The organism is Vescimonas sanitatis, assembly GCF_049060325.1.
GTDB lineage: Bacteria > Bacillota > Clostridia > Oscillospirales > Oscillospiraceae > Vescimonas > Vescimonas sanitatis.
In genome coordinates this window covers 153,855-176,875 of record NZ_JBMGPW010000001.1, presented here as the reverse complement: position 1 = coordinate 176,875, position 23,021 = coordinate 153,855, and the positions used below count along the sequence as shown (strand labels likewise).

27 protein-coding genes are annotated in these 23,021 nt (G+C 63.2%); 18 read left to right on the top strand and 9 right to left on the bottom strand.

Annotated features, from left to right (window positions below):
* Positions 1 to 98 precede the first annotated feature (98 nt).
* The 6 genes from ACOMDU_RS00985 to ACOMDU_RS00960 are packed head-to-tail and all read right to left on the bottom strand — an operon-like array spanning position 99 to position 5,188.
* The gene (locus ACOMDU_RS00985) at positions 99 to 584 is read right to left on the bottom strand and encodes a nucleoside-triphosphatase (RefSeq protein WP_421128629.1); all 486 of its coding nucleotides are present in this window, start codon (positions 582 to 584) and stop codon (positions 99 to 101) included.
* Entirely contained in the window at positions 565 to 1,533 is a 969-nt protein-coding gene (locus ACOMDU_RS00980) for an XdhC family protein (protein ID WP_421128628.1), read from the bottom strand. Before ACOMDU_RS00980 ends, ACOMDU_RS00985 begins: the two co-directional genes overlap by 20 nt.
* Positions 1,534 to 1,589: 56 nt before the next feature.
* A complete protein-coding gene (locus ACOMDU_RS00975; protein WP_421128627.1) occupies positions 1,590 to 2,693 on the bottom strand; it encodes an ABC transporter substrate-binding protein in 1,104 nt (367 codons plus the stop codon).
* Entirely contained in the window at positions 2,690 to 3,400 is a 711-nt protein-coding gene (locus ACOMDU_RS00970; RefSeq protein WP_421128626.1) for a class I SAM-dependent methyltransferase, read from the bottom strand. The genes ACOMDU_RS00975 and ACOMDU_RS00970 overlap by 4 nt, the downstream gene beginning before the upstream one ends.
* Complete coding sequence (locus tag ACOMDU_RS00965; protein ID WP_421128625.1) at positions 3,393 to 4,178, bottom strand: ABC transporter ATP-binding protein; 786 nt, start codon at positions 4,176 to 4,178, stop codon at positions 3,393 to 3,395. Before ACOMDU_RS00965 ends, ACOMDU_RS00970 begins: the two co-directional genes overlap by 8 nt.
* A complete protein-coding gene (locus ACOMDU_RS00960) occupies positions 4,175 to 5,188 on the bottom strand; it encodes a FecCD family ABC transporter permease (RefSeq protein ID WP_421128624.1) in 1,014 nt (337 codons plus the stop codon). The genes ACOMDU_RS00965 and ACOMDU_RS00960 overlap by 4 nt, the downstream gene beginning before the upstream one ends.
* Before the next feature lie 340 nt (positions 5,189 to 5,528).
* Between ACOMDU_RS00960 and ACOMDU_RS00955 the strand changes: the two genes are divergently transcribed.
* From ACOMDU_RS00955 to ACOMDU_RS00900, 12 genes are all read left to right on the top strand, one after another.
* A complete protein-coding gene (locus ACOMDU_RS00955) occupies positions 5,529 to 5,741 on the top strand; it encodes a hypothetical protein (RefSeq protein WP_421128623.1) in 213 nt (70 codons plus the stop codon).
* 122 nt (positions 5,742 to 5,863) lie between these two features.
* Positions 5,864 to 7,093 carry an ABC transporter substrate-binding protein gene (locus ACOMDU_RS00950; protein WP_421128622.1) on the top strand — a complete coding sequence of 410 codons (1,230 nt, stop codon included), beginning with the start codon at positions 5,864 to 5,866 and terminating at the stop codon, positions 7,091 to 7,093.
* A gap of 97 nt (positions 7,094 to 7,190) precedes the next feature.
* On the top strand, positions 7,191 to 8,069 hold the full coding sequence (locus ACOMDU_RS00945; protein ID WP_421128621.1) for a branched-chain amino acid ABC transporter permease: 879 nt from the start codon (positions 7,191 to 7,193) through the stop codon (positions 8,067 to 8,069).
* 10 nt (positions 8,070 to 8,079) lie between these two features.
* Positions 8,080 to 9,075, top strand: coding sequence for a branched-chain amino acid ABC transporter permease (locus ACOMDU_RS00940; protein ID WP_421128940.1), 996 nt, complete (start codon positions 8,080 to 8,082; stop codon positions 9,073 to 9,075).
* Between the two features lie 41 nt (positions 9,076 to 9,116).
* On the top strand, positions 9,117 to 9,917 hold the full coding sequence (locus tag ACOMDU_RS00935) for an ABC transporter ATP-binding protein (protein WP_421128939.1): 801 nt from the start codon (positions 9,117 to 9,119) through the stop codon (positions 9,915 to 9,917).
* A complete protein-coding gene (locus ACOMDU_RS00930) occupies positions 9,914 to 10,621 on the top strand; it encodes an ABC transporter ATP-binding protein (RefSeq protein WP_421128620.1) in 708 nt (235 codons plus the stop codon). The genes ACOMDU_RS00935 and ACOMDU_RS00930 overlap by 4 nt, the downstream gene beginning before the upstream one ends.
* 161 nt (positions 10,622 to 10,782) lie before the next feature.
* Positions 10,783 to 11,466: a hypothetical protein gene (locus ACOMDU_RS00925; RefSeq protein ID WP_421128619.1), complete on the top strand. Its 684-nt coding sequence runs from the start codon at positions 10,783 to 10,785 to the stop codon at positions 11,464 to 11,466.
* Positions 11,467 to 11,478: 12 nt separating this feature from the next.
* On the top strand, positions 11,479 to 11,682 hold the full coding sequence (locus ACOMDU_RS00920) for a 4Fe-4S binding protein (protein ID WP_022135865.1): 204 nt from the start codon (positions 11,479 to 11,481) through the stop codon (positions 11,680 to 11,682).
* Between the two features lie 12 nt (positions 11,683 to 11,694).
* Entirely contained in the window at positions 11,695 to 12,771 is a 1,077-nt protein-coding gene (vorB, locus tag ACOMDU_RS00915; protein WP_421128618.1) for a 3-methyl-2-oxobutanoate dehydrogenase subunit VorB, read from the top strand.
* Positions 12,771 to 13,523 (top strand): thiamine pyrophosphate-dependent enzyme, encoded by a 753-nt coding sequence (locus ACOMDU_RS00910; RefSeq protein WP_421128617.1) that lies wholly within the window; start codon positions 12,771 to 12,773, stop codon positions 13,521 to 13,523. Before vorB ends, ACOMDU_RS00910 begins: the two co-directional genes overlap by 1 nt.
* Positions 13,523 to 14,068 (top strand): 2-oxoacid:acceptor oxidoreductase family protein, encoded by a 546-nt coding sequence (locus ACOMDU_RS00905; protein WP_421128616.1) that lies wholly within the window; start codon positions 13,523 to 13,525, stop codon positions 14,066 to 14,068. Before ACOMDU_RS00910 ends, ACOMDU_RS00905 begins: the two co-directional genes overlap by 1 nt.
* A gap of 111 nt (positions 14,069 to 14,179) precedes the next feature.
* Positions 14,180 to 14,893, top strand: a complete 714-nt coding sequence (locus ACOMDU_RS00900; RefSeq protein WP_421128615.1) for a B3/B4 domain-containing protein — start codon at positions 14,180 to 14,182, stop codon at positions 14,891 to 14,893.
* A gap of 37 nt (positions 14,894 to 14,930) precedes the next feature.
* On the opposite strand, the gene ACOMDU_RS00895 is transcribed toward ACOMDU_RS00900, so the two are convergent.
* A complete protein-coding gene (locus tag ACOMDU_RS00895) occupies positions 14,931 to 15,806 on the bottom strand; it encodes a LysR family transcriptional regulator (protein WP_421128614.1) in 876 nt (291 codons plus the stop codon).
* 198 nt (positions 15,807 to 16,004) lie between these two features.
* On the opposite strand from ACOMDU_RS00895, the gene ACOMDU_RS00890 reads away from it, so the two are divergent.
* The 4 genes from ACOMDU_RS00890 to ACOMDU_RS00875 are packed head-to-tail and all read left to right on the top strand — an operon-like array spanning position 16,005 to position 19,593.
* Entirely contained in the window at positions 16,005 to 17,060 is a 1,056-nt protein-coding gene (locus ACOMDU_RS00890) for a FecCD family ABC transporter permease (RefSeq protein WP_421128613.1), read from the top strand.
* Entirely contained in the window at positions 17,054 to 17,824 is a 771-nt protein-coding gene (locus ACOMDU_RS00885; RefSeq protein ID WP_421128612.1) for an ABC transporter ATP-binding protein, read from the top strand. Before ACOMDU_RS00890 ends, ACOMDU_RS00885 begins: the two co-directional genes overlap by 7 nt.
* Positions 17,814 to 18,983 (top strand): ABC transporter substrate-binding protein, encoded by a 1,170-nt coding sequence (locus ACOMDU_RS00880; protein WP_421128611.1) that lies wholly within the window; start codon positions 17,814 to 17,816, stop codon positions 18,981 to 18,983. The genes ACOMDU_RS00885 and ACOMDU_RS00880 overlap by 11 nt, the downstream gene beginning before the upstream one ends.
* Before the next feature lie 10 nt (positions 18,984 to 18,993).
* Positions 18,994 to 19,593 (top strand): class I SAM-dependent methyltransferase, encoded by a 600-nt coding sequence (locus ACOMDU_RS00875; RefSeq protein ID WP_421128610.1) that lies wholly within the window; start codon positions 18,994 to 18,996, stop codon positions 19,591 to 19,593.
* 34 nt (positions 19,594 to 19,627) lie between these two features.
* On the opposite strand, the gene buk is transcribed toward ACOMDU_RS00875, so the two are convergent.
* Both buk and ACOMDU_RS00865 read right to left on the bottom strand, forming a co-directional pair.
* A complete protein-coding gene (buk, locus tag ACOMDU_RS00870) occupies positions 19,628 to 20,710 on the bottom strand; it encodes a butyrate kinase (protein WP_421128609.1) in 1,083 nt (360 codons plus the stop codon).
* Positions 20,711 to 20,812: 102 nt separating this feature from the next.
* Complete coding sequence (locus ACOMDU_RS00865) at positions 20,813 to 21,691, bottom strand: LysR family transcriptional regulator (RefSeq protein ID WP_022135854.1); 879 nt, start codon at positions 21,689 to 21,691, stop codon at positions 20,813 to 20,815.
* A gap of 165 nt (positions 21,692 to 21,856) precedes the next feature.
* Here ACOMDU_RS00865 and ACOMDU_RS00860 point away from each other — a divergent pair, with 165 nt between their 5' ends.
* On the top strand, positions 21,857 to 22,081 hold the full coding sequence (locus ACOMDU_RS00860; protein WP_421128608.1) for a hypothetical protein: 225 nt from the start codon (positions 21,857 to 21,859) through the stop codon (positions 22,079 to 22,081).
* Positions 22,082 to 22,208: 127 nt separating this feature from the next.
* Positions 22,209 to 22,982 (top strand): SDR family NAD(P)-dependent oxidoreductase, encoded by a 774-nt coding sequence (locus ACOMDU_RS00855; RefSeq protein WP_421128607.1) that lies wholly within the window; start codon positions 22,209 to 22,211, stop codon positions 22,980 to 22,982.
* The last annotated feature ends 39 nt before the right edge of the window (positions 22,983 to 23,021 follow it).

The window sequence follows — 23,021 nt, the reverse complement described above, 5'->3', positions numbered from 1 at the left end:
TGATACTTTTGTTTACTTTAGGCTGCTTTTGTTGGCGCTCTCCTGCGCTCTTATTTATACCTTTTTGTCACCTGTGGTACACCATAGCGCAGCGTTTGTTAAAGGGTCATGGTACGGCGCAGCTCGTCCCGGTTTTCCACGGTGACGGTCACCAGACGCACCCGGGGATGACCCGCCACCGCCCGGAGAAATTCCGTGTCCGCCTTTTGCAGGACGCCCAGAACGGGAAGGTCACCGTCCAGAGCCGCGAGCACCGCTTCGCAGAATTTTTTGGCACCGGACTCCGCCGGGCCCAGCTCGTCCATCAGCAGGACGTCCCCGTCACGGTCACGCAGGGCCGCCGTGCCCAGCGTGTCGAACCTATCGCAGGAATAAGCGCCGCAGTAGAACAGCAAATTCTCCGCCGAGGGCGTTCCGCCTGCCGCGGGCAGCAGATGCACAGAGGGCCGGTCCAGCACGCCTGTTACCCGCACCGTGCGGAAGCCGCAGGGTGTATGCCCGGCCAGCAGGCAGTGCGCCAGCGTGGACTTGCCCACGCCTTTCTCTCCGGTGAGGAACAGATGGTCAGTGCATGGGGCAGCCATGGTGTACCTCCCCTGCCGCTTCGCGCCGCGCGGCACGGACACAGATCATCTCACCGGCGATGGACACGGCGATCTCCTCCGGCGTCACGGCCTTGATGGGTGTGCCCACCGGCGTGTGGACAAAGGCGATCTTCTCCTCGGGAATGCCCGCCTCCCGCAGGCGCTGGTTCACGAAGGCCGTTTTCTTCCGGGAGCCGATGACGCCCACATAGGCCGTCTCGCCCCGCAGCACCTGCACCTCCGCCTGAAAGTCGTGCTCATGGCCGTTGGTCATGATGACCACATAGTCCTCCGGCGTCAGCGTCAGATAGTCGCTGATGCGGTCAAAGTCGCCGCAGATGGTCCGGTCCGCCTGGGGAAAATGCTCCGCCGTGGCAAAGCCCGGCCGATCATCCACCACCACGGGACGGAAGCCAACCGTCCGCAGCAGAGGCGTCAGCGCACGAGCGATATGTCCCGCGCCGAAAATGACCGCGCGCTCCCCCACCGGCAGCGGCAGGGAGAACACGCCCTCGCCTGTCTCCGCCGTCTCGGCGATATGGGGTGCGGCGCCGTCCAGCGGCAGCACCAGCCAACCGGGCACACGGTCACGCACGCGGCGCAGCACCTCCGCCGCCAACGCGTCCCAGACGCGATCCGACAACCGGGCGGGAGTGAACAGCACCGTCACATCGCCGCCGCAGGCCATGCCCAGCTCACCGTCACGGGAGAGCTTGAAGTCATACAGGGCGTCCACGTGCTGACCGGCCAGCAGCGCCCGGGCCAGCTGAATGGACCGCAGCTCCACCGCGCCGCCGCCGATGGTGCCGGAGAGCAGACCCTCCGCCCCCACCAGCATCTGGCTGCCCGCGCCGCGGGGGGCAGAGCCGTCATCCCACACGATGGTGGCCAGCACGGTGTCCTTCTGCTTTTCCCGCTGGTAGAGCAGGGTCTGGAAGATGTTGTTCATATGCGTCTCCTTTCAAGGGCCATAGGGAGCGGCGGTGCCGCTCCCTGTTCGTTTATTCAGCCGGCGGCCTTCACAGCGGGGAGAGAATTGGCCACCAGCGCGTTGTACTGGTCGATGGTCAGGTCGCAGTGGTAGAACAGTTGGAAATAGGTCTGGGTGACCTCGTACATATCGTAATCGGCAGCCTCGGGGTACAGGACCTTGGCCATCCACTGCATACCCAGGATGCGCTGGACGCTTGGTGGGAAGCCCATCCAGTTGTAGGGGCCGAAGGGCACCTCGTAATACTTGCCGTCCTTGATGGCAGGTATGGTCTGCCAGTTCTCGTTATCGGCCACGGTGCTGTAAATGCTGCCGGGGGCGAAGAACACGATAGAGGGGTCCCAGTTCAGGATCTGCTCCATGTCCACCTCGTTGCCGGTACCCTTGGAGGAGGGCTCGTCCACCACAGCCAGATTATTGCACAGCATATCGACGACCTCGGCGTGATAGGAGTCCCTGGCGATGACGTTCAGGCCCTCTTCACCGGTGATATACAGGACATCGGCCTTCTCCACGCCGTCCACGATGGCCTTGACGGTGTCATAGGCATTGCGGCAGTAGTCGGCCAGGGCCTGACCCTCGTTGGGCATAGCCAGCAGGTCGCTGAGCATGGCATAGGTATCGTCCATGGAGGCCAGGTAGGCGTCAATGTGGACAAAGGGGATTCCGGTCTGTTCCTGCAGGCCGTCCAGGTCCTCCGCCATGGTGCTCTTGGGCTCGCCCACATCGATGACCACGTCGGGCTCGGCCGCCAGCAGCGTCTCCAGGTTCAGCTCGCCCTTGCCGCCGTACAGCTGGCCCAGCAGGGGCAGGTCCAGATACTTCTGGTCAAAGTAATTCTCAGCGGTCTCGTCCCAGGCATTGGCCACACCCACCATCTTGTCCGGGGCGATGGCAAAGACCACCATCTGGGCCAGAGGGCCGGAGACGGCGACCTTCTGGATATCGGCGGGCACCTTGACCTCGCGGCCGCAGGAGTCGGTGAACACGCGGGTGGTGTCCTCCGTCCGGGTGCTGTCGTCGGTCTTGTCGTCCTGGGCCTTCCGGCCGCAGGCAAACAGGGTCAGGCTCATCACCAGCGCCAGGACCAGCGCCAGCAATCGTTTTGTCTTGTTCATATGTGTTCTCCTTCTTCTGTTGAAAATGCAATCATTCCAAAGCGGCGGACGCCGGGCAGCTGCCACGGGAAGTTCGGATCGCCGGTGGAAATAAGTTTGGCGCGGAGATCGTCCTCCGCAGGCGCTCCCCCGCCGTAGAGGGTCAGAAATGTCCGGGCATCCTCCAGAGTACGGAAGGGCTGGGGAAAGTCCAGCGCTGCACGCTGCGCCGTATAGGGGATACCGTGGGCGTCCAGCACACCGCAGGCGGCATCGAAGCTATGACAGCCCGGCGCACGGGGTGCCCCGGAAAAGCGGTGGCACACGTCGTCACGCACCACGGCCAGCACCGTGCCACGGCATTGGCGGAGGGCGGCGGCCAGTATCTCCTCCATGCTGCCGAAAAAGCAGAACACCATGGCGTCGAAGGGCACCGGCGGCGTATAGGCCAGCACATCGGCGCACAGGGGCGTCACATTGGCAACGCCCCGGGCGTCCAGCTCCTGCCGCAGGACGGACAGGGCCGCGGCGTCGCGCTCCGCCGCCGTGACACGGGCCGCATAGGGCGACAGGGCCAGGGACAGGTATCCCAGGCCGCAGCCGGCGTCGCAGATATGATCCGTGGGCTTCAGGTACGGCAGCAGCAGCGCCGTCAGCTTTTCGTGGAAGTCGGTGCGGCGGCAGGCATCGGCCATGAAGCGGACAGTGTCCGCCGACCAGCTAAACATGGCGGTCACCTCCCCGCACCGGCAGCAGGGCCGCGCCGTCGGGCGTATCCAGCAGCACGGACTCCACACCGTAGAGCTGTCGGATCAGGTCCGGCGTCAGCACGTCCCGGGTATCGCCCTCCGCCGCCACGCGGCCCCCTTGCAGGGCCAGGACGCGGCGGGAAAAACGCAGGGCGTGCTGGGGATCGTGGGTGGAGAGCAGGACGGTGTAGCCCTGCTCCGACAGGGAACGCACCTGCTCCAGCACACGGAGCTGGTTGCCGTAATCCAGAGAGGCGGTGGGCTCGTCCATGATGAGGAGATCCGACTGCTGGCACAGGGCGCGGGCAATGAGCACCAGCTGCTGCTCGCCGCCGGAGAGGGCGGCGAAGTTCCGCTGCGCCAGGTGGGCCACACCCAGCTGCTCCAGGGCGGTCAGAGCCTGCTGCTCCAGGGCCTTGGAGGGGCTCTGGAACGGGGACAAGTGCCGGGTCAGGCCCATGAGGGCAGTGTCCAGCACGGAATAGCCGAAGGTGGGACGGTGTATCTGCGGGATGTAGGCGATGCGGGCCGCCAGCTCCCGGCGGGAGAAGGTCCGCACGTCGCGGCCGTCCAGCGAGATGGCGCCGGTGTAGCCCTCCAGGCCGCCCAGCAGGCAGCGGAAGAGGGTGCTCTTGCCGGCACCGTTGGCACCCAGCACGGAGAGGAAATCACCGGCGGGCACGGTGAAGGAGACATCCTCCAGCACCGGCGGGGCCTTGGGATAAGCGAAGGTCAGGTGCGATACCGTGAGGGTCACAGGCGGTCGCCTCCCTTCACCATGAGGTAGATAAAGAACGGCGCGCCCACGAAGGCCGTCAGGATACCGATGGGGATCTCCGTCGCCGCAAGGGTGCGGGCCAGGTCGTCCACCAGCAGCAGAAAGGCCGCGCCGAACAGGCAGGCCATGGGCAGGAGCCTGCGGCAGTCGTTACCCACGAGGCGGCGGCTGAGATGGGGGATCACCAGACCCACCCAGCCGATCATGCCGGAGACGGAGACGGCGGAGGCCGTCAGCACCGTGGCGCAGAGGATCACCGCCAGACGCAGGCGGTCCGTGTGGACGCCCATGGCGCGGGCTTCATCCGGCGAGAGGGTCAGCAGGTTCATGCGCCAGCGGAGCAGCAGCAGGGGCGTCAGCCCTGCCGCCATACAGACGGCGGCAAAGGCGACGGTGTGCATACGGGTGCCGGAGAGGCTGCCCATGAGCCAGTAGGTGATCTGGGGCAGCTGGTTGGAGGGATCGGCCACCAGCTTGATATAGGAGGTACAGGCCGAGAACAGCGAGCCTACCATGATACCGGCCAGCAGGAGGCTCACCACACGGCTGCCCCGGGATCGGCGGCCCACCAGATAGACCAGGGCCACGGACAGCAGGCTGGCTAGGAAGGCGAAAACGGTGACCATCACGGTGCTCTGGCCCGTCAGGATCGCCAGCGCCGCACCGAAGCAGGCACCGGAGGACGCGCCCAGGATATCCGGTGCGGCCATGGGGTTCTGGAACACGGTCTGGTAGGCGGTGCCGGCGGCGGAGAGGCCGCAGCCCACCAGACAGGCCAGCAGGATGCGGGGCAGGCGGACGTTCCACACGGCGATGGCCATGTTGTCCGTCCAGGTCTGTCCAATGGGAAATACGCGGGAGAGGAGTATCTTTACCACCTCGCCCAGAGGGACGCCGTAGCGGCCCAGCACGAAGGACAGCAGAAACAGCGCCAGCAGCGCTGACGCCATGATCGTTATGCTGCGTGTGGGGTGCCGGGGCGTATGCATGGACGGGCCTCCCTTTTCAGTCTGTTCCGCTTCCGCGCGTACCGCGCGAAGGGTCGCTGTCTATTTTACAGGATAACGCAGAAAATGCAAGGGGTGTTGTTCGGTATTGTCGTATGTTTGTCCGTCTATATCGTTTTTTGTGTTCGGAGCGGCAGACCGGCTGCGGCCGTGGAATTTCCAGTTTCTGGGAGAAAGTGGTTCGTTTTTATGCATATTGCATAATGCATATTGTGGCTGATTGTGCGATATGATGGCATTTTTTGTGAAAACACCGTTGACTTTGGAATTTTGCTTTGCTACAATAGGCCCAACATTTCCGAAGCGAAAGGAGGCGGCCGTGATGACCAGGACCACGAAGAAAGCCATGAATACCATGATGACCGCCGCCTGCGCCGGTGCTGCTTTCTGCTGCGCCTGCGCCGCTTCTCATACTGTCATCCTGTCCGTGCTGGGCGCCATTATTATGGCGTCCATTATTATTTGCGCTCTGGTGCTGGTACTGCTGGTACTGGCCGCCTCTGCACATACGCCATTGGCACGGATAACCGCATGACGCGCTGACACCTGATACAGCGAAGCGGCTCCGCCATTGGCGGAGCCGCTTTTTTGTATACCTGCGGCAGACGCCGCCGGTGCATAGTTCCTAAGAAAACCAACGTAAAGGAGAACAAAACCATGAAAAAGAAAGTAGTTGCAATGTTTTTAGCCGCTGTGATGGCGTTGAGCCTGGTGGCCTGCGGCAGCAAGAGCGATAACGGCGGCAGCGGCGACGCCAGCGGCGCCGAGACCATTAAGCTGGGCGGCGTCGGCCCCCTGACCGGCGGCTATGCCAACTATGGTCTGTCCGTACAGCACGGCGCGGAGCTGGCCGTCAAGGAGATCAACGCCGCCGGCGGCGTGAACGGCAAGCAGCTGGAGCTGAGCTTCCAGGACTCTCAGGGCGACCCGGAGAGCGCCGTGGCGGCCTACGGCAAGCTGATGGACTGGGGCATGAACGTCAGTCTGGGCGCGGTGCTGTCCGGTGAGACGGCCTCCGTGGTGGCGGCGGCCAAAGCCGACGACGTGCTGGTGATGGAGACCACCGGCTCCGCCGACAAGTGCATCGACGGCAACGACAAGGCCTTCCGTATCTGCTTCTACGATTCCTATCAGGGCACCGCGGCAGCAGACTACCTCACCGACAACGCCCTGGCCACCGAGGTAGGCGTGTTCTATCAGAGCGACAACGACTACTCTGTGGGTCTGTACAATGCCTTCGTGGCCGAGTGCCAGAACAACGGCGTGACCATCAAGGAGACGCAGACCTTCACCACCGCCACCAGCACCGACTTCTCCACCCAGGTGAACGCCCTTGCTTCCTCCGGCGTGAAGGTCGTGTTCATCCCCATCTACGCGGAGGGGGCCTCCACCTTCCTGACCCAGGCCAAGGGTAAGTTTGCCGATGATGTGTACTTCTTCGGCGCTGACGGTCTGGACGGCATCCTGGGCAAGGTGAGCCAGGATGTGACCATCGCGGATAACGTGCTGATGATGACCCCCTTCGCCGCGGATTCCGCTGACCCCAAGGTCCAGGCCTTTGTGAAGGCATACCAGGACGCCTACAACGCCACCCCCGACCAGTTCGCCGCGGATGCCTATGACGCGGTGTACGCCGTCAAGGCCGCTGTGGAGGCCGCCAACGGCAGCACCTCCGGCGCTGACCTGGCCGCTGTGATGCCCACCATCACCGTGGAGGGCGTGACCGGCACTATGACCTGGAGTGCCGACGGCAACACCAACAAGGCCGCCAGCGCCATCCTCTACAAGAACGGCGTGGGCACCCTGTTCGGTCAAGGCAACGCCAATGACGCCGCCGGCGCGGAGAGCGGGGACGCTGCGGATACTGCAGCCGACGCGGAGGCGTAAGCAAGTAAGCTACCTATCTTCCTCACAATAAGCCCATACGCCCTCCCGGCGCTGTGCCGGGAGGGCGGAACGGGCGCCATGCAAAGGAATGACGACTATGACGAATTTGATACAAACCTTGATAAGCGGGCTGAGCCTGGGGAGCATCTACGCGCTGATCGCACTGGGCTACACCATGGTCTACGGTATCGCCAAAATGCTGAACTTCGCCCACGGCGACGTGATCATGGTGGGCGCATACAGCGGCATTGTGGCGGTGGCGCAGCTGGGACTGTCTCCGTGGGTGACGGTGATCGTCAGCATCGTGGTATGCGCGGTGTTGGGCGTGGTCATTGAGTTCTGCGCCTATAAGCCCCTGCGGCAGGCGGCACCGCTGAGTGTGCTCATCACGGCCATCGGCGTCAGCTATCTTTTGCAGAACGCGGCGCTGCTGCTCTTCGGCTCGCAGCAGATGGCCTACCCCACATTGGTAAAGCTGGGCAGCTTCTCCGTGGGCGGCGTGCAGGTGGACGGCATCACCGTGCTGACGCTGGCGGTGACAGCGGTGCTGATGGCAGCGCTGACGCTGTTCATCGACAAAACGAAGCTGGGCAAAGCCATGCGGGCCGTGTCCGAGGACAAGGACGCCGCCACGCTGATGGGCATCAGCGTGGACAGGACCATCACGCTGACGTTTGCCATCGGCTCGGCGCTGGCGGCCTTCGCCAGTATGTTCTACGGCATGACCTATGTGTACATCAAGCCCACCACCGGCGCCATGCCCGGCATCAAGGCCTTTACGGCGGCGGTATTCGGCGGTATCGGCTCCATCCCCGGCGCCATGCTGGGCGGTATCCTGCTGGGATTGATCGAGCAGCTGTCCAAGACGTATATCTCCACCCTGTGGGCGGACGCCATCGTGTTCGCCGTGCTGGTGGTCGTGCTGGTGGTCAAGCCCACGGGCCTGCTGGGCAAGCCCATGCAGGAGAAGGTGTGAGGTGAAGGAAATGCAGCTGACACAGAAAAAAAGACAGCGCACGGACCTGCTGACCGTGGCGGTGGTGGCCGCACTGTTTGTGGTAATGGCGACGCTGCTGTATACCGGGCATCTGACCCGGCAGGTAACGAATATGCTGGTGCCCGTTGCGGTGTACATCGTGATGGCGGTGTCGCTGAACCTGGTGGTGGGCCTGCTGGGCGAGCTGAGCCTGGGCCACGCGGGCTTCATGTCCGTGGGACTGTTCTCCGGGTGTCTGGTGGCGATCGCGCTGCACACCACCGCCCTGCCGCTGGGCGTGCGCCTGCCGGTGAGTATGCTGGCGGGCGGCCTGATGGCGGCGGTCTTCGGGCTGCTGGTGGGACTGCCGGCCCTGCGGCTGCGGGGCGACTATCTGGCTATCGTGACGCTGGCCTGCGGCGAGATCATCAAGAACATCATCACAAACCTGAACATCACCGGCGGCGCGCTGGGTCTGGACACCTCCTCCATCTACGCCGGGGCGAAGGACCTTCTCCCCTACGGCGCGGTGCTGGTGCTGCTGACGGTGGCGGTGATGCTGAACCTGAAGCGGTCCAAGTACGGCCGGGCCATCATGGCCATCCGGGACAACCGCATCGCGGCGGAGTCCGTGGGATTGAACGTCACATGGTACAAGCTGGCGGTGTTCGTCATCGCAGCCTTCTTCGCAGGCTGTGCCGGCGTGCTGTACGGCCACTCACTGGCCAACATCAAGGCAGCTGCCTTTGATTACAATATGTCCATCGAGATCCTGGTCATCGTGGTGCTGGGCGGCATGGGCAGCGTGCCGGGCTCCGTGATCTCGGCCATCGTGCTGACGGTGCTGCCGGAGGCGCTGCGCGAGGTGGCGGACTACCGCATGCTGGTGTATGCCATCGTGCTGATCCTGGTGATGCAGGCCACGAACAACCCCACGATGAAGCGGTTTTTTGCCTCTGCTAAGGAAAAACTGACCCCCGGGCGAAAGGAGCGTGCGGCGCTGTGACGACGAAAACGAAATTGGTGAAGCGCCAGTCCTCCGTGCTGCTGCCGGAACGGGACATCGACAAGTCCCCGGTGCTGGAGTGCGTGGGGCTGGGCGTGACCTTCGGCGGGCTGAAGGCGGTGGAGGACTTCGATCTGACCATCGGCCGGACGGAGATCGCGGGGCTGATCGGCCCCAACGGCGCGGGCAAGACCACGGTGTTCAACCTGCTGACGAAGGTGTATCAGCCCACAGCGGGCGCTATCCTGCTGGATGGCAAGGACACCCACAGCATGACCACCGCACAGGTAAACAAGGCCGGTATCGCCCGGACGTTCCAGAACATCCGGCTGTTCAATGATCTGACGGTGGCGGAGAACCTGATGGTGGCCATGAACGACTCGGTGCGCTACGGGCTGGCGGGCAGTATCCTGCATTTCCCCAGGTATGCGAGGGAGGAGCACATCGCCCGGGAACGGACGGAGGAGCTGCTGAGCATCTTCCACATGGAGAGTCATGCCGATGAACGGGCGGGCTCGCTGCCCTACGGCGCGCAGCGGCGGCTGGAGATCCTGCGGGCGCTGGCATCGAACCCGTGTCTGCTGCTGCTGGACGAGCCGGCGGCGGGCATGAACCCGTCGGAGACGGCGGAGCTGATGGAGAACATCCGGAAGATACGGGATACGTTCCAGATCGCGGTGCTGCTGATCGAGCACGACATGAACCTGGTGATGAACATCTGCGAGGGTATCTGCGTGCTGAACTTCGGGCACATCATCGCCAAGGGCACGCCGGCGGACATCCAGGCGGACCCGGCGGTCATTGAGGCGTATCTGGGACGGAAGAAGGAGGCGAGCGCATGAGCAGCGTGCTGCAGGTGGAGAACATCAATGTGTACTACGGCAGCATCCACGCGGTGAAGGACGTGTCCTTCCACGTGGAGCAGGGCGAGGTGGTGACGCTGATCGGCGCCAACGGCGCGGGAAAATCCACCACGCTGAACACCGTGGCAGGGCTGCTCCGCAGCCGCATGGGCAGCGTGCGCTTCATGGACGAGGAGCTGCGGCACGTGCCCAACCACAAGCTGGTGGGGCGCGGCATGGCTCTTGTGCCGGAGGGACGGCGCATTTTCCAGCACATGACGGTGCAGGAAAACCTGGACATGGGCGGCTATTGCCGGAGCGGTGACCTGAACGCAGACATCGAGAGCGTGTACGAGCGCTTCCCGCGGCTGAAGGAACGGCGGAAGCAGGTGGCCGGGACGCTGTCCGGCGGCGAGCAGCAGATGCTGGCCATGGGCCGGGCGTTGATGAGCCATCCCAAGCTGCTGATGCTGGACGAGCCGTCCATGGGTCTGGCGCCGCTGCTGGTGGAGCAGATATTCGACATCATCCGTCAGCTCCACGCCGACGGCACCACTATTCTTCTGGTGGAGCAGAACGCACAGGCGGCGCTGGCGGTGGCCGACCGGGGCTATGTGCTGGAAACGGGGCGCATCGTCACGGAGGGCACCGGCGCGGCGCTTCTGGAGAGCGACGCCATCAAGAAGGCGTATCTGGGCGGATAAGCATATGAAAAAAGACCGGCGGGTGCCGGTCTTTTTTTACGCCGTTAGATATAAGAAAACTTTATAGGATAACGGGCATTTACGCTTCGCAGGGGCAAAGCGGGCGGGTATAATGGTATTCGTAAATATACAGCACTTTGAAGGGCTAAAGGAGGGATGGTATGGCACGGTATGCGCCGGACCCAGCGCAGCGGGTGACGGTATTTCTGGGCGAGGCCGGGTGCGGCAAATCTGAGCTGGCGGTGCAGTGGGCGCTGACGGCGGCGGAGCGTGGACGGGATGTGCATTTCTTCGATCTGGACCAGACAAAGCCACTGCTGCGGTCAAGGGACGCGGCGGCCCTTTTGGAGGGCGCGGGGGTGACGGTGCACTTCGAGCAGCAGTGTGCCGACGCGCCCACGCAGGTGGGCGGACTGGTGCCGCTGCTGCTGGACAAGAACAAAAGCGTCATTCTGGACGTGGGCGGCAACGACACGGGGGCAAGGCTCATCGGCGGATACGCACACCTGCTGAAGAGTGCGGACGCATGGTTCGTGGTAAATCCATACCGGCCCTGGTCGGGGACGGTGGAGCACATCGACGGGACCCTGAGCGCCGTGCTGAAGGCGGCGCGGCTGGGCCTGCCGCGTTTTTTGCTGAACCCCACGCTGGGCATCGGCACCACGGCGGAGGAATTCTTAGTGGGCGTGGAGCAGGGGCTCCGGCTGCTGACGCCCTATGTAAAGGTGGAGGCGGCGGCGGTGTCGGAAACGCTGCTGCCGGAGGTCGAGGGCCGGACGGAGCTGCCGCTGCTGCCCCTCACACCGCGAATGACCGTCCCGGAGACGGGACTTGATGAAGGATAAGGAGGCATTGAAATGGCGCAAGTCACCATCCGCGCGGAGAGCTGCAAGAGCTGCGGCTACTGCGTGAAGTTCTGTCCCAAGGGCGTGCTGGCCGTGGGACACGAGGTCAACTCCAAGGGCTACCCCTTTGTGGTGGCCGCACACCCGGAAAACTGCATCGGCTGTGCCATCTGCGGGCGTATGTGCCCGGACGCGGCCATCGAAGTGTATAAATAAGGAGGCGGGAGCATGGCAAGAGTATTTATGAAGGGCACTGAGGCCATCGCTGAGGCCGCGGTGCGCAGCGGCTGCCGGTTCTTCGCCGGCTATCCTATCACGCCGCAAAACGAGATACCGGAATATCTGGCACGGCGGCTGCCGGAGGTGGGCGGCGTGTTCGTGCAGGGCGAGAGTGAGGTAGCCTCCGTCAATATGGTCTATGGCGCTGCTCAGAGCGGCACCCGCGCCATGACCAGCTCCTCCTCCTGCGGCATCAGTCTCAAGAGCGAGGGCATCAGCTTCTGCGCCAGCGCCCGCATCCCCATGGTATACGTCAACGTACAGCGGGGCGGCCCCGGAATCGGCGCGATCCAGCCCGCCCAGCAGGATTATTTGCAGGCCACCCGTGCCAGCGGCAACGGCGGCTTCCGGATGATGGTATTCGCCCCCGCCACGGTGCAGGAGGCGGTGGACATGACCTATGCCGCCTTCGATTACGCCCAGCGTGACCGCAATCCCGTCCTCATTCTGACGGACGGCGTGCTGGGCACCATCATGGAGCCGGTCAGCCTGCCGGAGATGCGCTCTGACGAGGAGGTCAAGCGCCTGAAGGACGAACTGAGCGACTGGGCGCTGGTGGGACATCCCGCCGACAAAAAGGCGCTGATCCTGCCCGGCGGCTGGACCGGTCAGGAGGATCGCTGCAAGGCCAACGCCGCCATGTACGACACATGGGAAAAGGACGTGCAGGTGGAGGAATTCATGACCGAGGACGCGGAGCTGATCCTGACTGCCTACGGCGTCTGCGGCCGTATCGCCAAGTCTGCCGTCCGTATCCTGCGCGCTCAGGGCTATCAGGTGGGCCTGATCCGCCCCAAAACCGTCAGCCCGTGGCCCTATGCCAGCTTCGACAAGCTGGATTACAGCCGCGTCAAAGCGGTGCTGGATGTGGAAATGTCCATCCCCGCCCAGCTGGTGCTGGATGTGACGCTGGCGGTGAAGGAGCGCTGCCCCATCTATACCTGCCTGCGCAGCGGCGGCGAGATCATGAGCCGCGATCAGGCGGTAGCGGCGGCCAAGGCCATTCTGGACAAGGAGGGTGCATGATGGAAAAGGTATACGCGAGAACAAAGGGCATCCGTGACGATATGGTGGTGGGCTTCTGCCCCGGCTGCATGCACGGTACGGTCTTTAAGCTGATCGGCGAGGTACTGGAGGAGCTGGGCGTGCTGGAAAAGGCCATCACCGTCCACGGTGTGGGCTGCTGCGGCCTTGCAATGGAGTATGTCACCTATGACTGCACCACCAGTCCCCACGGCCGTGCCTGCGCGGTAGCCACCGGTGTCAAGCGCGCCAACCCCGATAAGCTGGTGTTCACCTATCAGGGCGACGGCGATCTGGCCTCCATCGGCTTGGCCGAGACCATGTCCGCCGCCAACCGGGGCGAGAATTTCACCGTAATCTTCGTTAACAACGGCATCTACGGCATGACCGGCGGCCAGATGGCTCCGACAACGCTGGTGGGCATGAAGGCCACCACCGCGCCTAAGGGGCGTGATCCCAGGGAGCACGGCTACCCCATGCACATGTGTGAGATCCTGAACCAGCTGACCGCGCCTTATTATCTGGAGCGCACCAGCTGCAACAACCCCGCCAATGTGGTCAGGACAAAGGCGGCCATCCGAAAGGCGTTCCAGAACCAGCTGGCGGGCAAGGGCTTCTCTATGGTGGAGATCGTCACCAGCTGTCCCACCAACTGGGGACTGGAGCCGCTGGAGGCGCTGGGCTTTCTGGAGGAAAAAATGTTCAAGGAGTTCCCCCTGGGGGTCATCCGGGACAAGGATAAGGAGGGCGCGTGATGGAACGAAATCTGATGGTCGCCGGGTTCGGCGGACAGGGCGTGATGACGCTGGGCAAGTTCCTGGCGGAGGCCACCTGCGAGAGCACCGACAAAAATGTGACGTTCTTCCCCTCCTACGGCGCGGAGCAGCGGGGCGGCACCGCCAACTGCTATGTGGTGATCTCCGACGATGACATCGGCGCGCCCCTGGGCGATCATATGGATGACCTCATCGTCATGAACGATCCCAGCCTCAGCAAGTTCCTCTATAAGCTTGTGCCCGGCGGCACGCTGTTCATCAACAGCTCCATCGTCAAGAGCGAGATCACGCGCACGGATATCAAGGTGGTAAAGGCTCCGGTGACGGAGCTGGCGCTGGAGATGGGCAGTGCCAAGGTGCTGAACATCATCATGCTGGGCGTGTACGTGGGCTATACCCAGGTGGTGCCGGAGGACGTGGTGTGGCGCACCATAGAACACAAGCTGAGCAAAAAGCCGGCGCTGCTGCCGCTGAACCGGCAGGCCTTTGATCTTGGACTGAAGCTGGGCCGGGAGCAGCTATAAAAAGGGCTTGATTTTTACCCTTTAAAGCGTTAGAATATGCCATCGGCAAAAACAGGCGGCCTCCCTGCCGGGGAGGCCGCGGACACATACTTCAGACAAGGAGGAAACGCTGTGTATTACCAGGTATCAAAGGAATTCTTCGATAAGCTGCCCAACGCCTGCTTCGGCGCGGTGGCGGCGCGCGGGCTGGACAACACCCATGACATTCCGGAGCTGGAGAAAATGCTGGCCGGGAATGTGGCGGAGTGCGAGGCCTATTTCACCGGCAAAAAGCCCAAGGAGACGGAGGATATCCTGCCCTATCGGGCGGCGTTCACCGCCCTGGGCATCAACCCCAATAAGTTTATGTGCTCCATCGAGGCGCTGCTGACCCGTATCGCCAAGGGCAAGGGCTTCCCCCACATCAACGCGGCGGTGGACCTGGGCAACGCGGTGTCCATCAAGCATAGGCTGCCCATGGGCGCCCACGATCTGGACACCATCGCAGGCGGGCTGGACGTCCGGCTGGCGGAGGAGGGCGACACATTCATTCCCTTCGGCTCCACCGAGGAGGAGGCTCCGGACGTAGGCGAGGCGGTATATGCCTGCGGCCACGAGATACGGACCCGGCGGTGGACCTGGCGGCAGTCCGAGCGCGGCAAGATCACCGAGAACACCAAGGCCATCCTGTTCCCCATCGACGGTTTCTCCGATGTGAACGCGGCGGAGGTGCAGGCCGCGGCGGACGAGCTGGTGGCGCTGCTGAAAAAATACTTCGGCGAGGGGCTGGAGATCGAGACCGGCACCGTAACGAAGGAGCAGCCGCGGTTCGAATTCTTCAAATAAGCAAAAAAGAAACGCCTATGGGCGTTTCTTTTTTTGCTTATTGGTCCGCGTCGGCGGCGGCACGAAGGGCACGGAGGAAGGAACGGACCACCGCGTCGCCCTTGACGCCGGGGCGCAGGGCCACGCCCAGTTCGCGGCAGCAGGGCGGGTCCATGGCGCGGACGGTCAGATCCTGGCGGGCGTAATAGTCCAGTTCCAGCCGGGAAAAAACGGTGCTGCCCAATCCGGCGGCCACGGCGGCCAGGACAGAACGGTTGTTCATACGGTCATCGGTGTAGACGGGCTCCACGCCGGCACGGGTGAACACGCGGGTGGTGTCGGTGTTGGTGCCGTAGTCGGGGATGATAACGGCACGGCCGGCAAACCAGGTCACGGGCACGGGGTCCGGTACATCGCTGTCCGGCGGCAGAACGGCCAGGAAGGGATCGTCACAGAGCCTGATCCAGTCCATATCCGTGCCGGTGAAGCGCTTGTCGGTAACGCCCAGCTCCACACTGCCGTCGCGGAGCCAGTTGTCTACCTGCATGGGACTGCCGGAGATAACGCTGACGGTGATCTGAGGATACTCGGACTTCAGCGCCGCCACGGCCCGGGGCACCCAGCGGGTGGAGACGGTGTCCAGCGCCGCCAGGCGCAGCGTGGCCTGCTGGGCACGCTTGCAGGCGTTGATCTCGCCGTTCAGGGCATCGTAGACCTGCAGCAACCGGTGGATCTTGGGTATGAGGGTCTTGCCTGTCTCGCTGAGGCGGACGCCGCTGTAGCTGCGGTCCAGCAGGCGCAGGCCGATCTCGTTTTCCAGGCTGTTCATCATGTAGGTCAATCCCGCCTGGGAGTAGCCCAGCGTCTCTGCGGCGCGGGAGAAGCTGCCGGCCTCCTGAATGACGGCCAGGGCCTGTAATTTCTGGATATCCATGGCGGCACCACCTATAAAGAAAACTGATAGGTATACTATGGCGCAGGGCAGGTGGTTTGTCAAGAGGGACCGCACGGTTTGGGTGGACGAATTCGGTGAGAAATATGAGATATCGGCATGATCGGAACCCCCTACCCGGGTTGCGCCGTGGAGAAAATTGAGGTATGATACACTATATATAATCGCGGGAGGCAGGACATGGGCGCTGACGGGGCACGGAAAAGAAAAATAGCGGTGGTCGCGGCGCTGGCTGCGGCGGTGGTGCTGCTGGTCCTGCTGGAGCTGCTGGTGGGGTCCTCCGGGATGTCGGTGCGGCAGTGCGTTTCGGCGCTGTTCGGCAGCGGGGACAGCGCGGCGGTGCGGATCATGCAGCACATTCGTCTGCCGCGGCTGCTGGCCGCCGTTATTGCCGGGGCGGGATTATCCGTATCCGGACTTATCATGCAGACGGTGCTGGGCAATCCCATGGCCTCCCCCGCCACGCTGGGCGTGTCCAACGCGGCGGTGTTCGGCGCGAACCTGTCCATCATCGCACTGTCGGGCGGGTTTCTGTCCACCGGCAACAACCTGACCAGCTATACGGCGGGAGCAGATCCCTTTGCCACGTCGGCGCTGGCCTTTGTGTTTGCGGCGGGCTCTGTGCTGGTGGTGCTGGCGCTGTGCCGGCTGCGGGACTTCTCCCCCAACGTGGTGGTGCTGGCGGGTATCGCACTTGGCTCTGTGTGGACGGCGGCCACCACGATCTTGCAGTTCTACGCCACGGATGTGGGGCTGTCCGCCGCGGTGATCTGGAGCTTCGGCGACCTGGGCCGCGCTACATACCGGGCTGACTGGATCATGCTGGCGGTGACGGCGGCGGGGATCGCGGTCTTTGCGGCGCTGGCCTGGCGGTACAATGCGCTGCTCAGCGGCGGGGATGCCGCGGGCAGCATGGGCGTGAACGTGGCGCTGCTGCGGTGGGTATCCCTGCTGCTGGCATCGCTCATCACGGCGGTGTGCGTGTCGTTCCTGGGGATGATCGGCTTTGTGGGTATCATCTGTCCCCACGCGGTCAAGCGACTGGTGGGCCACGACCACCGGTGGGCGCTGCCGGCGGCGACCCTGTGCGGCGGCGCGCTGCTGCTGGCGGCGGACGCGGTGAGCCGCAGTATCGGCAGCGGCTCCGCCCTGCCGGTGGGGGCCATCACCTCCCTGTTGGGCGCGCCGTTTTTCCTGACGCTGATCTTTGGAAAAAAGGAGGGCGGTGTATGCTGAAGGTGGAACACGTGACCTTCCGCTATGAACGGCGGGGCGCACCGGTACTGCGGGACGCCAGTCTGTCACTGGAAACAGGACAGGTAGGTGTGCTGCTGGGCCGCAACGGCTGCGGCAAAACCACATTGCTGAAAACAACGCTGGGGCTGTGTACACCGGAGCAGGGGCAGATCCTCTTTGACGGACAGGCGCTGGGCGCCATGAAACGGCAGCAGCGGGCCCAGGTGGCGGCCTACGTGCCCCAGGAGCTGCAATTCGGCGCGCTGCGTGTATACGACGCGGTGCTGGCCGGGCGGGTGAGCCGCTTCGGCATACAGCCCGGTGCGGCGGACCGTACGGCGGCGGAGGCCGCGCTGGCGGACATGGACCTGACGGCGCTGGCGGAACGGAATGTGCAGACGCTGTCCGGCGGCGAGAGGCAGAAGGTGGCCATTGCCCGGGCGCTGGCCCAGGAGCCGAAGCTGCTGGTATTCGACGAGCCCACAGGCAACCTGGACGTGGCCAACGAGCAGCGGATCCTGCGGCAGGCACGGCGGCTGGCCCGGACACGGGGCATGACGGTGCTGTGCACCCTGCACGACCTGAACCAGGCCATGGCCTATGGTGACAGGCTGTTCCTCATGCGGGACGGACAGGTACGATACGCCGGAAACGGGGACATACTGACCCCGGAGACGGTGTGGGATATATTCGGTGCGCGGGTGCGCGCGGCGGAGATCGACGGACAGAAAATACTGATAGGAGTAAACGAAGATGATTACTAAGAGAGTTTTGGCCCTGGTGCTGGCGCTGATGATGACCCTAACGCTGTTCGGCTGCGGCGAGAAGCCCGCGGAGGATGGCACAGATGACGCACCGAAAACCGTGACGATAACGGATATGATCGGCCGCCAGGTGGAGATCGTGCCGGGCAGCTACCAGCGGGTGGTGTGCATCGGCGCAGGCGCGCTGCGGCTATACAGCTATGTGGGTGACGTGAGCCTGCTGTGCGGTGTGGAGGACATCGACAACACCACGCTGGAGGAGCGTCCCAAGATGTTCGACGGTGTGGCGCGTCCCTATGTGATGGTGTACGGCGATACCTTCGCCGCCCTGCCCTCCTGCGGCGTGGGCGGCCCCAACGCTCAGGCGGCGGAGGCGGAGAAGATCCTGTCCTGTACGCCGGATATCATTGTCTCCGAGTATGAGGACACAGATAAGGCCGAAGCCCTGCAGCAGCAGGTGGGTGTGCCGGTCATCACCCTGCGGACCGGCGTGGACGGCGTGTTCAGCGAGGATTTCAGCGGCTCCATTACCCTGCTGGGTCAGGTGTTCGGCAAGGAGACCCGCGCTTCGGAGCTGCTGGCCTTTGTCAGCACGGAGACCGCGGACATTCAGGCCCGGACGGCGGATATCGCCGAGGACAGCAAGCCGGCGGTGTACATCTGCGGGCTGGGCAACTGGGGCACCACCAACCACCTGATGACCATAGAGAGCTACAGCACGTTTACCGTGGCGAACATCAAGAACACCGTCAGCGGACTGAGCGCCAAGGGCGTACAGCCCATCGAGGCCGAGAAGTTCACGGCACTGGGACCGGACATGGACATCATGCTCATCGACGCGGCGGCGGTGAAAAACATCAAGCCCCTGTACGCGGAGGACAACGGCCTGTTTGACAGCTGCAAGGCGTGGCAGGAGGGCAAGGTGTATCTGCAAATGGCGTACAACGCCTACTACACCAACTATGAGATCGCGCTGGCCAATGCCTGGTTCTCCGCCAAGTGCGTCTATCCGGAGCAGTTCACGGACATTGACATGACCGAGAAGCTCAACGAGATCACCGGCGCTTTCCTGGGCAAGGGCATTGCGGAGGAGATCTATCGGATGCCCAACAGCTTCGGCGGCTATCAGCAGATCGACACGGCCACCTTCTTCAGCTGAGGGCGGCGGCATGATCGACAAACGGGATGTACAGGCGTTCTTTGACCGGCTGGCACCGGACTGGGACGCGGGCATGGTGCGGAATGAGGCGGTCATCGCCCGGATACTGGATAACGCCGGGGTATGCGAGGGCTGCACGGTGCTGGACGTGGCCTGCGGTACCGGCGTGCTGTTCGGCGACTATGTAAAGCGCGGCGCGGCGCGGGTAACGGCTGTCGACCTGTCGCCGGAGATGGCGGCGCGGGCGGCGGAAAAGGCCGCCGGGACGCAGATCACGGTGGTATGCGGCGATGTGGAGGATAGCGCCGCCGTGCGGGACAGCGGGCCCTATGACGTGGTGATGGTCTATAACGCCTTCCCGCACTTTCCCGATCCGGCGGGGCTGATCCGGACGCTGGCAGAGCTGGTCCGGCCCGGCGGGCATCTGTCCATCGCCCACGGCATGAGCCGGGCGGCGCTGGATGCCCACCACAGCGGCAGCGCGAAGCCGGTATCCCTGGGTCTGCTGCACGAGGACGAAGTCCGGGCGCTGATGGCGCCGTATCTGGACGTAGACACGGTGATCTCCAATGGGGAGATGTACCAGGTCTGCGGAAGAAAAAGAGCATAAAAAAACAGTCCCGGCGATGGCCGGGGCTGTTTTTTTATGCCTGCGGGATGTCGGCGAAGCGGCGTGGCTGCTCCTGCCCATTGAGGACACGGCTTGCGCCGGCGGCCAGAGCCTCCAACTCAAACTCGCCGGCCATGACCTCCACCGGGGCGATGAAGGAGAGCTTTTGCGTCAGGTAGCCGGTCACATAGTGGGAGTGGGCCAGCCCGCCGGTGAGGATGATGCGGTCCACGCGGCCATCCGCCGCGGCGGCAAGGCCGCCGATGGCCCGGGCGCAGCTGTACAGCATACCGTCATAGACCAGCTTGGCGTGCGCGTCGCCGTCGGCGATGCGCTGCTCCACCTCCTGGGCATTGGCGGTGCCCAGGTGGGCCATCAGGCCGCCCTTGCCGCGGATGAGGTCCATGATGTCCTGCTTGGTGTACGCGCCGGAATAGCACATGGCCACCAGGGGCTGAAGGCTGACGCCGCCCATGCGCTCCGGGGCGAACATCCACTCGTCATCGCGGACGCCGTCCACCATCTTGCCGCCGATAAACAGGCGGGCGGACCCGCCGCCGCCCAGGTGCAGGACGATCAGTCGGCAATCGGCCAGGGGCTTGTGGAGGGCGGTCTCGGCGCAGCGCAGAGCCATGGCGCGGCAGTTAAGGGCGTGGCCGGTCATCATACGCGGCAGCACCGGGTGTCCGGATATCCGGGCCTCATCGGTCATCTCGTCCACGGTGACGGGGTCGCAGATGAAGGCGGGGATACCCAGCGGACGGGCGATACGCAGGGCCAGCACGCAGCCCAGATTGGAGGCATGGGCCGCATCGCGGACCGTGTACATGAAGTCCACCATGTCCTGATCCACCAGGTAGGTACCGGCGGCACAGTAGGGCAGCTGACCGCCCCGGGCACAGACGGCGTCCAGCGTGGTCAGGTCCACATTGTGGGCGGACAGTTCCTTTTCAATGGCGGTCTGGCGGAAATCCGCCTGTTCCATGACCCAGGAGAAGGGGCTCAGGTCCTCTTTGCTGTGACGCACGGCGGCGTCAAACAGCTTTTGCTCACCCTGAAAGAGGGCCAGCTTGGTAGAGGTGGAGCCGGGGTTGATGACGAGAATGCGCTTATCCATAGGGGCACTCCTTCCCTTTTGTTATTTAAAGTAAGTATACCCTATTCCACAGGGTATCCGCAAGCGGGGAACACTGAATGGATATAAGATTTTCCGATAGGCTCAGACGGCGCTCTTTGTCAGCATACGGACGGCGTATTTCAGGAACATCTTTACGGCCGGCGAGGCGTCCGCCCGGGAGTGGAGTGCCGCGCCCAACGTGATGCTGGCCGGCGGGTCGATGGGGATCATGGCGACATCGCAGATACGCTTTTCGGTGATGAGCTTGTTCATCACGCTGACACCCAGGCCCTGCTCCACCATGGACATGGCGGAAAAGTTCTCGATGGTGGTATAGCGGATGTTGGGATCAACGTGATTGCGTGCAAACAGCGCCTCCACGTCGTCATCACAGCCCAGGGCGGGCATGATGAAGCTGTCCTGCTCGCACCGCTTCAGCGGGTAGCAGTCGGCACCGGCCAGAGGATGATTCCGGGGCAGCAGCGCCAGCATGGGGTCCTCGGCCAGTGGGATCCACTCGAAGGGCATATTCTCCTGATAGCTGAGGAAGCCGATATCGGCGGTACGCTCCTCCAGCCACTGGGACACCTCCTGCCAGATACCCTCCATCAGCTTGATCTCCACGTGGGGGTAGTTCTCCTGAAAATCCCGGATGACAGCGGGCAGCCAATGGGTGGCGATGCTGGAATAGGCGGCGATGGTGACGGTGCCGATCAGCAGGCCGTTCATCTGGGCGGACAGCTCGAAAAGCTTATCCTCCTGGTGAAGTATCTCGCGGATAACGGGCAGCAGCAGCTGACCGTTGGCCGTGAGCGCCACGCCCTTGGTGCTGCGGCTGAACAGAGAGAATCCGATCTCCTTCTCCAGTGCGGTGACCAGCTGGTTGACGCCGGAGGGCGTGTAGCGCAGCATCTCGGCGGCACGGGAAAAGCTGCCGGTCTCGGCAGCGGCCAGAAAGGCGCGGCAGCGGGCGGTCTCCATGGTTTTTCCTCCTTCCAAGCTATTAGTATTTCTAACAAGCACTATAACAAAGTACAGCTTTACTTTTCCTGTGAAATATTCTACTATAGCATCAACAGGAAGGCAAGAGCCTGAAACCAAAAAAACAACAAAACTCACATAAAATTTTTCAAGGAGGATGTTACCATGAAAAACATTTCTACGCACGTCGCTATCGCCGTTGTTTCCCTGGTGCTGGTCATCGCGTCCGCCTTTTTGATGACGGCTCCCGAGGCGGGTATGCGCCTGATCGGCGAGTATGTCACCCTGTTCTGGGCTGTGGTGTTCACCGCTTCCACCACCCGCGCGCTGCTGCTGGAGCGCAGCCGCGAGGAGAAGCACGAGAACAAGCCCGCACACGCCGCCGCGTAACCGAAAGCGCCGAGAGAACACGCCGTAAGGCGTGTTCTTTTTTTGTGCCGCGGGCGGGGAAAACCGGTTGACGGCAGCCAAAAAATGGGATACAGTAGGGATATAACAAGACCGGGAGGGCTATCGTATGAAGAAGATCGCAGTGATCACAGGCGCGTCCAGCGGCATGGGCAAACGGTTCGCCGAGACGGTGGACCGGTACGGCACCTTTGACGAGGTGTGGGTCATCGCGCGGCATGAGGCACAGCTGGAGGCCCTGCGCGCCACGGTCCCCTTCCCCGTCCGCGTGCTGGCGCTGGACCTGACGGACCGCAGCAGCTTCGATGTATATGCCGCGGCACTGGCCGAGACACCGGTGGAGGTGGGCCTGCTGATGAATTGCAGCGGCTACGGCAAGTTCAGCGCCGTGCTTGACACGCCGCTGGCGGTAAATCTGAACATGACGGACCTGAACTGCCAGGCGGTGGTGGCCATGTGCCAGATCACCGCACCCTATATGCCCCGGGGCAGCCAGATCATCAACATCGCCTCCGTGGCGGCCTTTCAACCCATCCCCTATATCGATATCTACGGTGCCACAAAGGCCTTTGTGCTGAGCTTCAGCCGGGCGCTGAACCGGGAGCTGAAAAGCCGCGGCATCGGCGTTATGGCGGTGTGCCCCTTCTGGACAAAGACGGCGTTCTTTGACCGGGCCATCAAGTCGGATGAGACGCCCATTGTGAAGAAATACGCGGCCATGTACGATCCGGACGACATTGTAGCACGCACCTGGCGGGACGCCAAGCGGGGCAAGGACGTGTGCAAGTACGGCTTTGTGGCGCGGGTACAGGCAGGGCTGACGAAGCTGCTGCCCCACAGCGTGGTCATGGATGTATGGATGAAGCAGCAGGACCTGCATTGACGCAAAAACGGCCTTCGGTATTGTACCGAAGGCCGTTTT

Coding starts and splice junctions, on each gene's coding strand:
- vorB (WP_421128618.1), top strand. CDS start 11,695: ATGGCAAGAGTATTTATGAAGGGCACTGAGGCCATCGCTGAGGCCGCG.
- ACOMDU_RS00860 (WP_421128608.1), top strand. CDS start 21,857: ATGAAAAACATTTCTACGCACGTCGCTATCGCCGTTGTTTCCCTGGTG.
- ACOMDU_RS00910 (WP_421128617.1), top strand. CDS start 12,771: ATGGAAAAGGTATACGCGAGAACAAAGGGCATCCGTGACGATATGGTG.
- ACOMDU_RS00970 (WP_421128626.1), bottom strand. CDS start 3,400: ATGTTTAGCTGGTCGGCGGACACTGTCCGCTTCATGGCCGATGCCTGC.
- ACOMDU_RS00885 (WP_421128612.1), top strand. CDS start 17,054: ATGCTGAAGGTGGAACACGTGACCTTCCGCTATGAACGGCGGGGCGCA.
- ACOMDU_RS00975 (WP_421128627.1), bottom strand. CDS start 2,693: ATGAACAAGACAAAACGATTGCTGGCGCTGGTCCTGGCGCTGGTGATG.
- ACOMDU_RS00895 (WP_421128614.1), bottom strand. CDS start 15,806: ATGGATATCCAGAAATTACAGGCCCTGGCCGTCATTCAGGAGGCCGGC.
- ACOMDU_RS00925 (WP_421128619.1), top strand. CDS start 10,783: ATGGCACGGTATGCGCCGGACCCAGCGCAGCGGGTGACGGTATTTCTG.
- ACOMDU_RS00865 (WP_022135854.1), bottom strand. CDS start 21,691: ATGGAGACCGCCCGCTGCCGCGCCTTTCTGGCCGCTGCCGAGACCGGC.
- ACOMDU_RS00890 (WP_421128613.1), top strand. CDS start 16,005: ATGGGCGCTGACGGGGCACGGAAAAGAAAAATAGCGGTGGTCGCGGCG.
- ACOMDU_RS00855 (WP_421128607.1), top strand. CDS start 22,209: ATGAAGAAGATCGCAGTGATCACAGGCGCGTCCAGCGGCATGGGCAAA.
- ACOMDU_RS00985 (WP_421128629.1), bottom strand. CDS start 584: ATGGCTGCCCCATGCACTGACCATCTGTTCCTCACCGGAGAGAAAGGC.
- ACOMDU_RS00875 (WP_421128610.1), top strand. CDS start 18,994: ATGATCGACAAACGGGATGTACAGGCGTTCTTTGACCGGCTGGCACCG.
- ACOMDU_RS00880 (WP_421128611.1), top strand. CDS start 17,814: ATGATTACTAAGAGAGTTTTGGCCCTGGTGCTGGCGCTGATGATGACC.
- buk (WP_421128609.1), bottom strand. CDS start 20,710: ATGGATAAGCGCATTCTCGTCATCAACCCCGGCTCCACCTCTACCAAG.
- ACOMDU_RS00980 (WP_421128628.1), bottom strand. CDS start 1,533: ATGAACAACATCTTCCAGACCCTGCTCTACCAGCGGGAAAAGCAGAAG.
- ACOMDU_RS00945 (WP_421128621.1), top strand. CDS start 7,191: ATGACGAATTTGATACAAACCTTGATAAGCGGGCTGAGCCTGGGGAGC.
- ACOMDU_RS00920 (WP_022135865.1), top strand. CDS start 11,479: ATGGCGCAAGTCACCATCCGCGCGGAGAGCTGCAAGAGCTGCGGCTAC.
- ACOMDU_RS00955 (WP_421128623.1), top strand. CDS start 5,529: ATGACCAGGACCACGAAGAAAGCCATGAATACCATGATGACCGCCGCC.
- ACOMDU_RS00905 (WP_421128616.1), top strand. CDS start 13,523: ATGGAACGAAATCTGATGGTCGCCGGGTTCGGCGGACAGGGCGTGATG.
- ACOMDU_RS00960 (WP_421128624.1), bottom strand. CDS start 5,188: ATGCATACGCCCCGGCACCCCACACGCAGCATAACGATCATGGCGTCA.
- ACOMDU_RS00930 (WP_421128620.1), top strand. CDS start 9,914: ATGAGCAGCGTGCTGCAGGTGGAGAACATCAATGTGTACTACGGCAGC.
- ACOMDU_RS00940 (WP_421128940.1), top strand. CDS start 8,080: ATGCAGCTGACACAGAAAAAAAGACAGCGCACGGACCTGCTGACCGTG.
- ACOMDU_RS00950 (WP_421128622.1), top strand. CDS start 5,864: ATGAAAAAGAAAGTAGTTGCAATGTTTTTAGCCGCTGTGATGGCGTTG.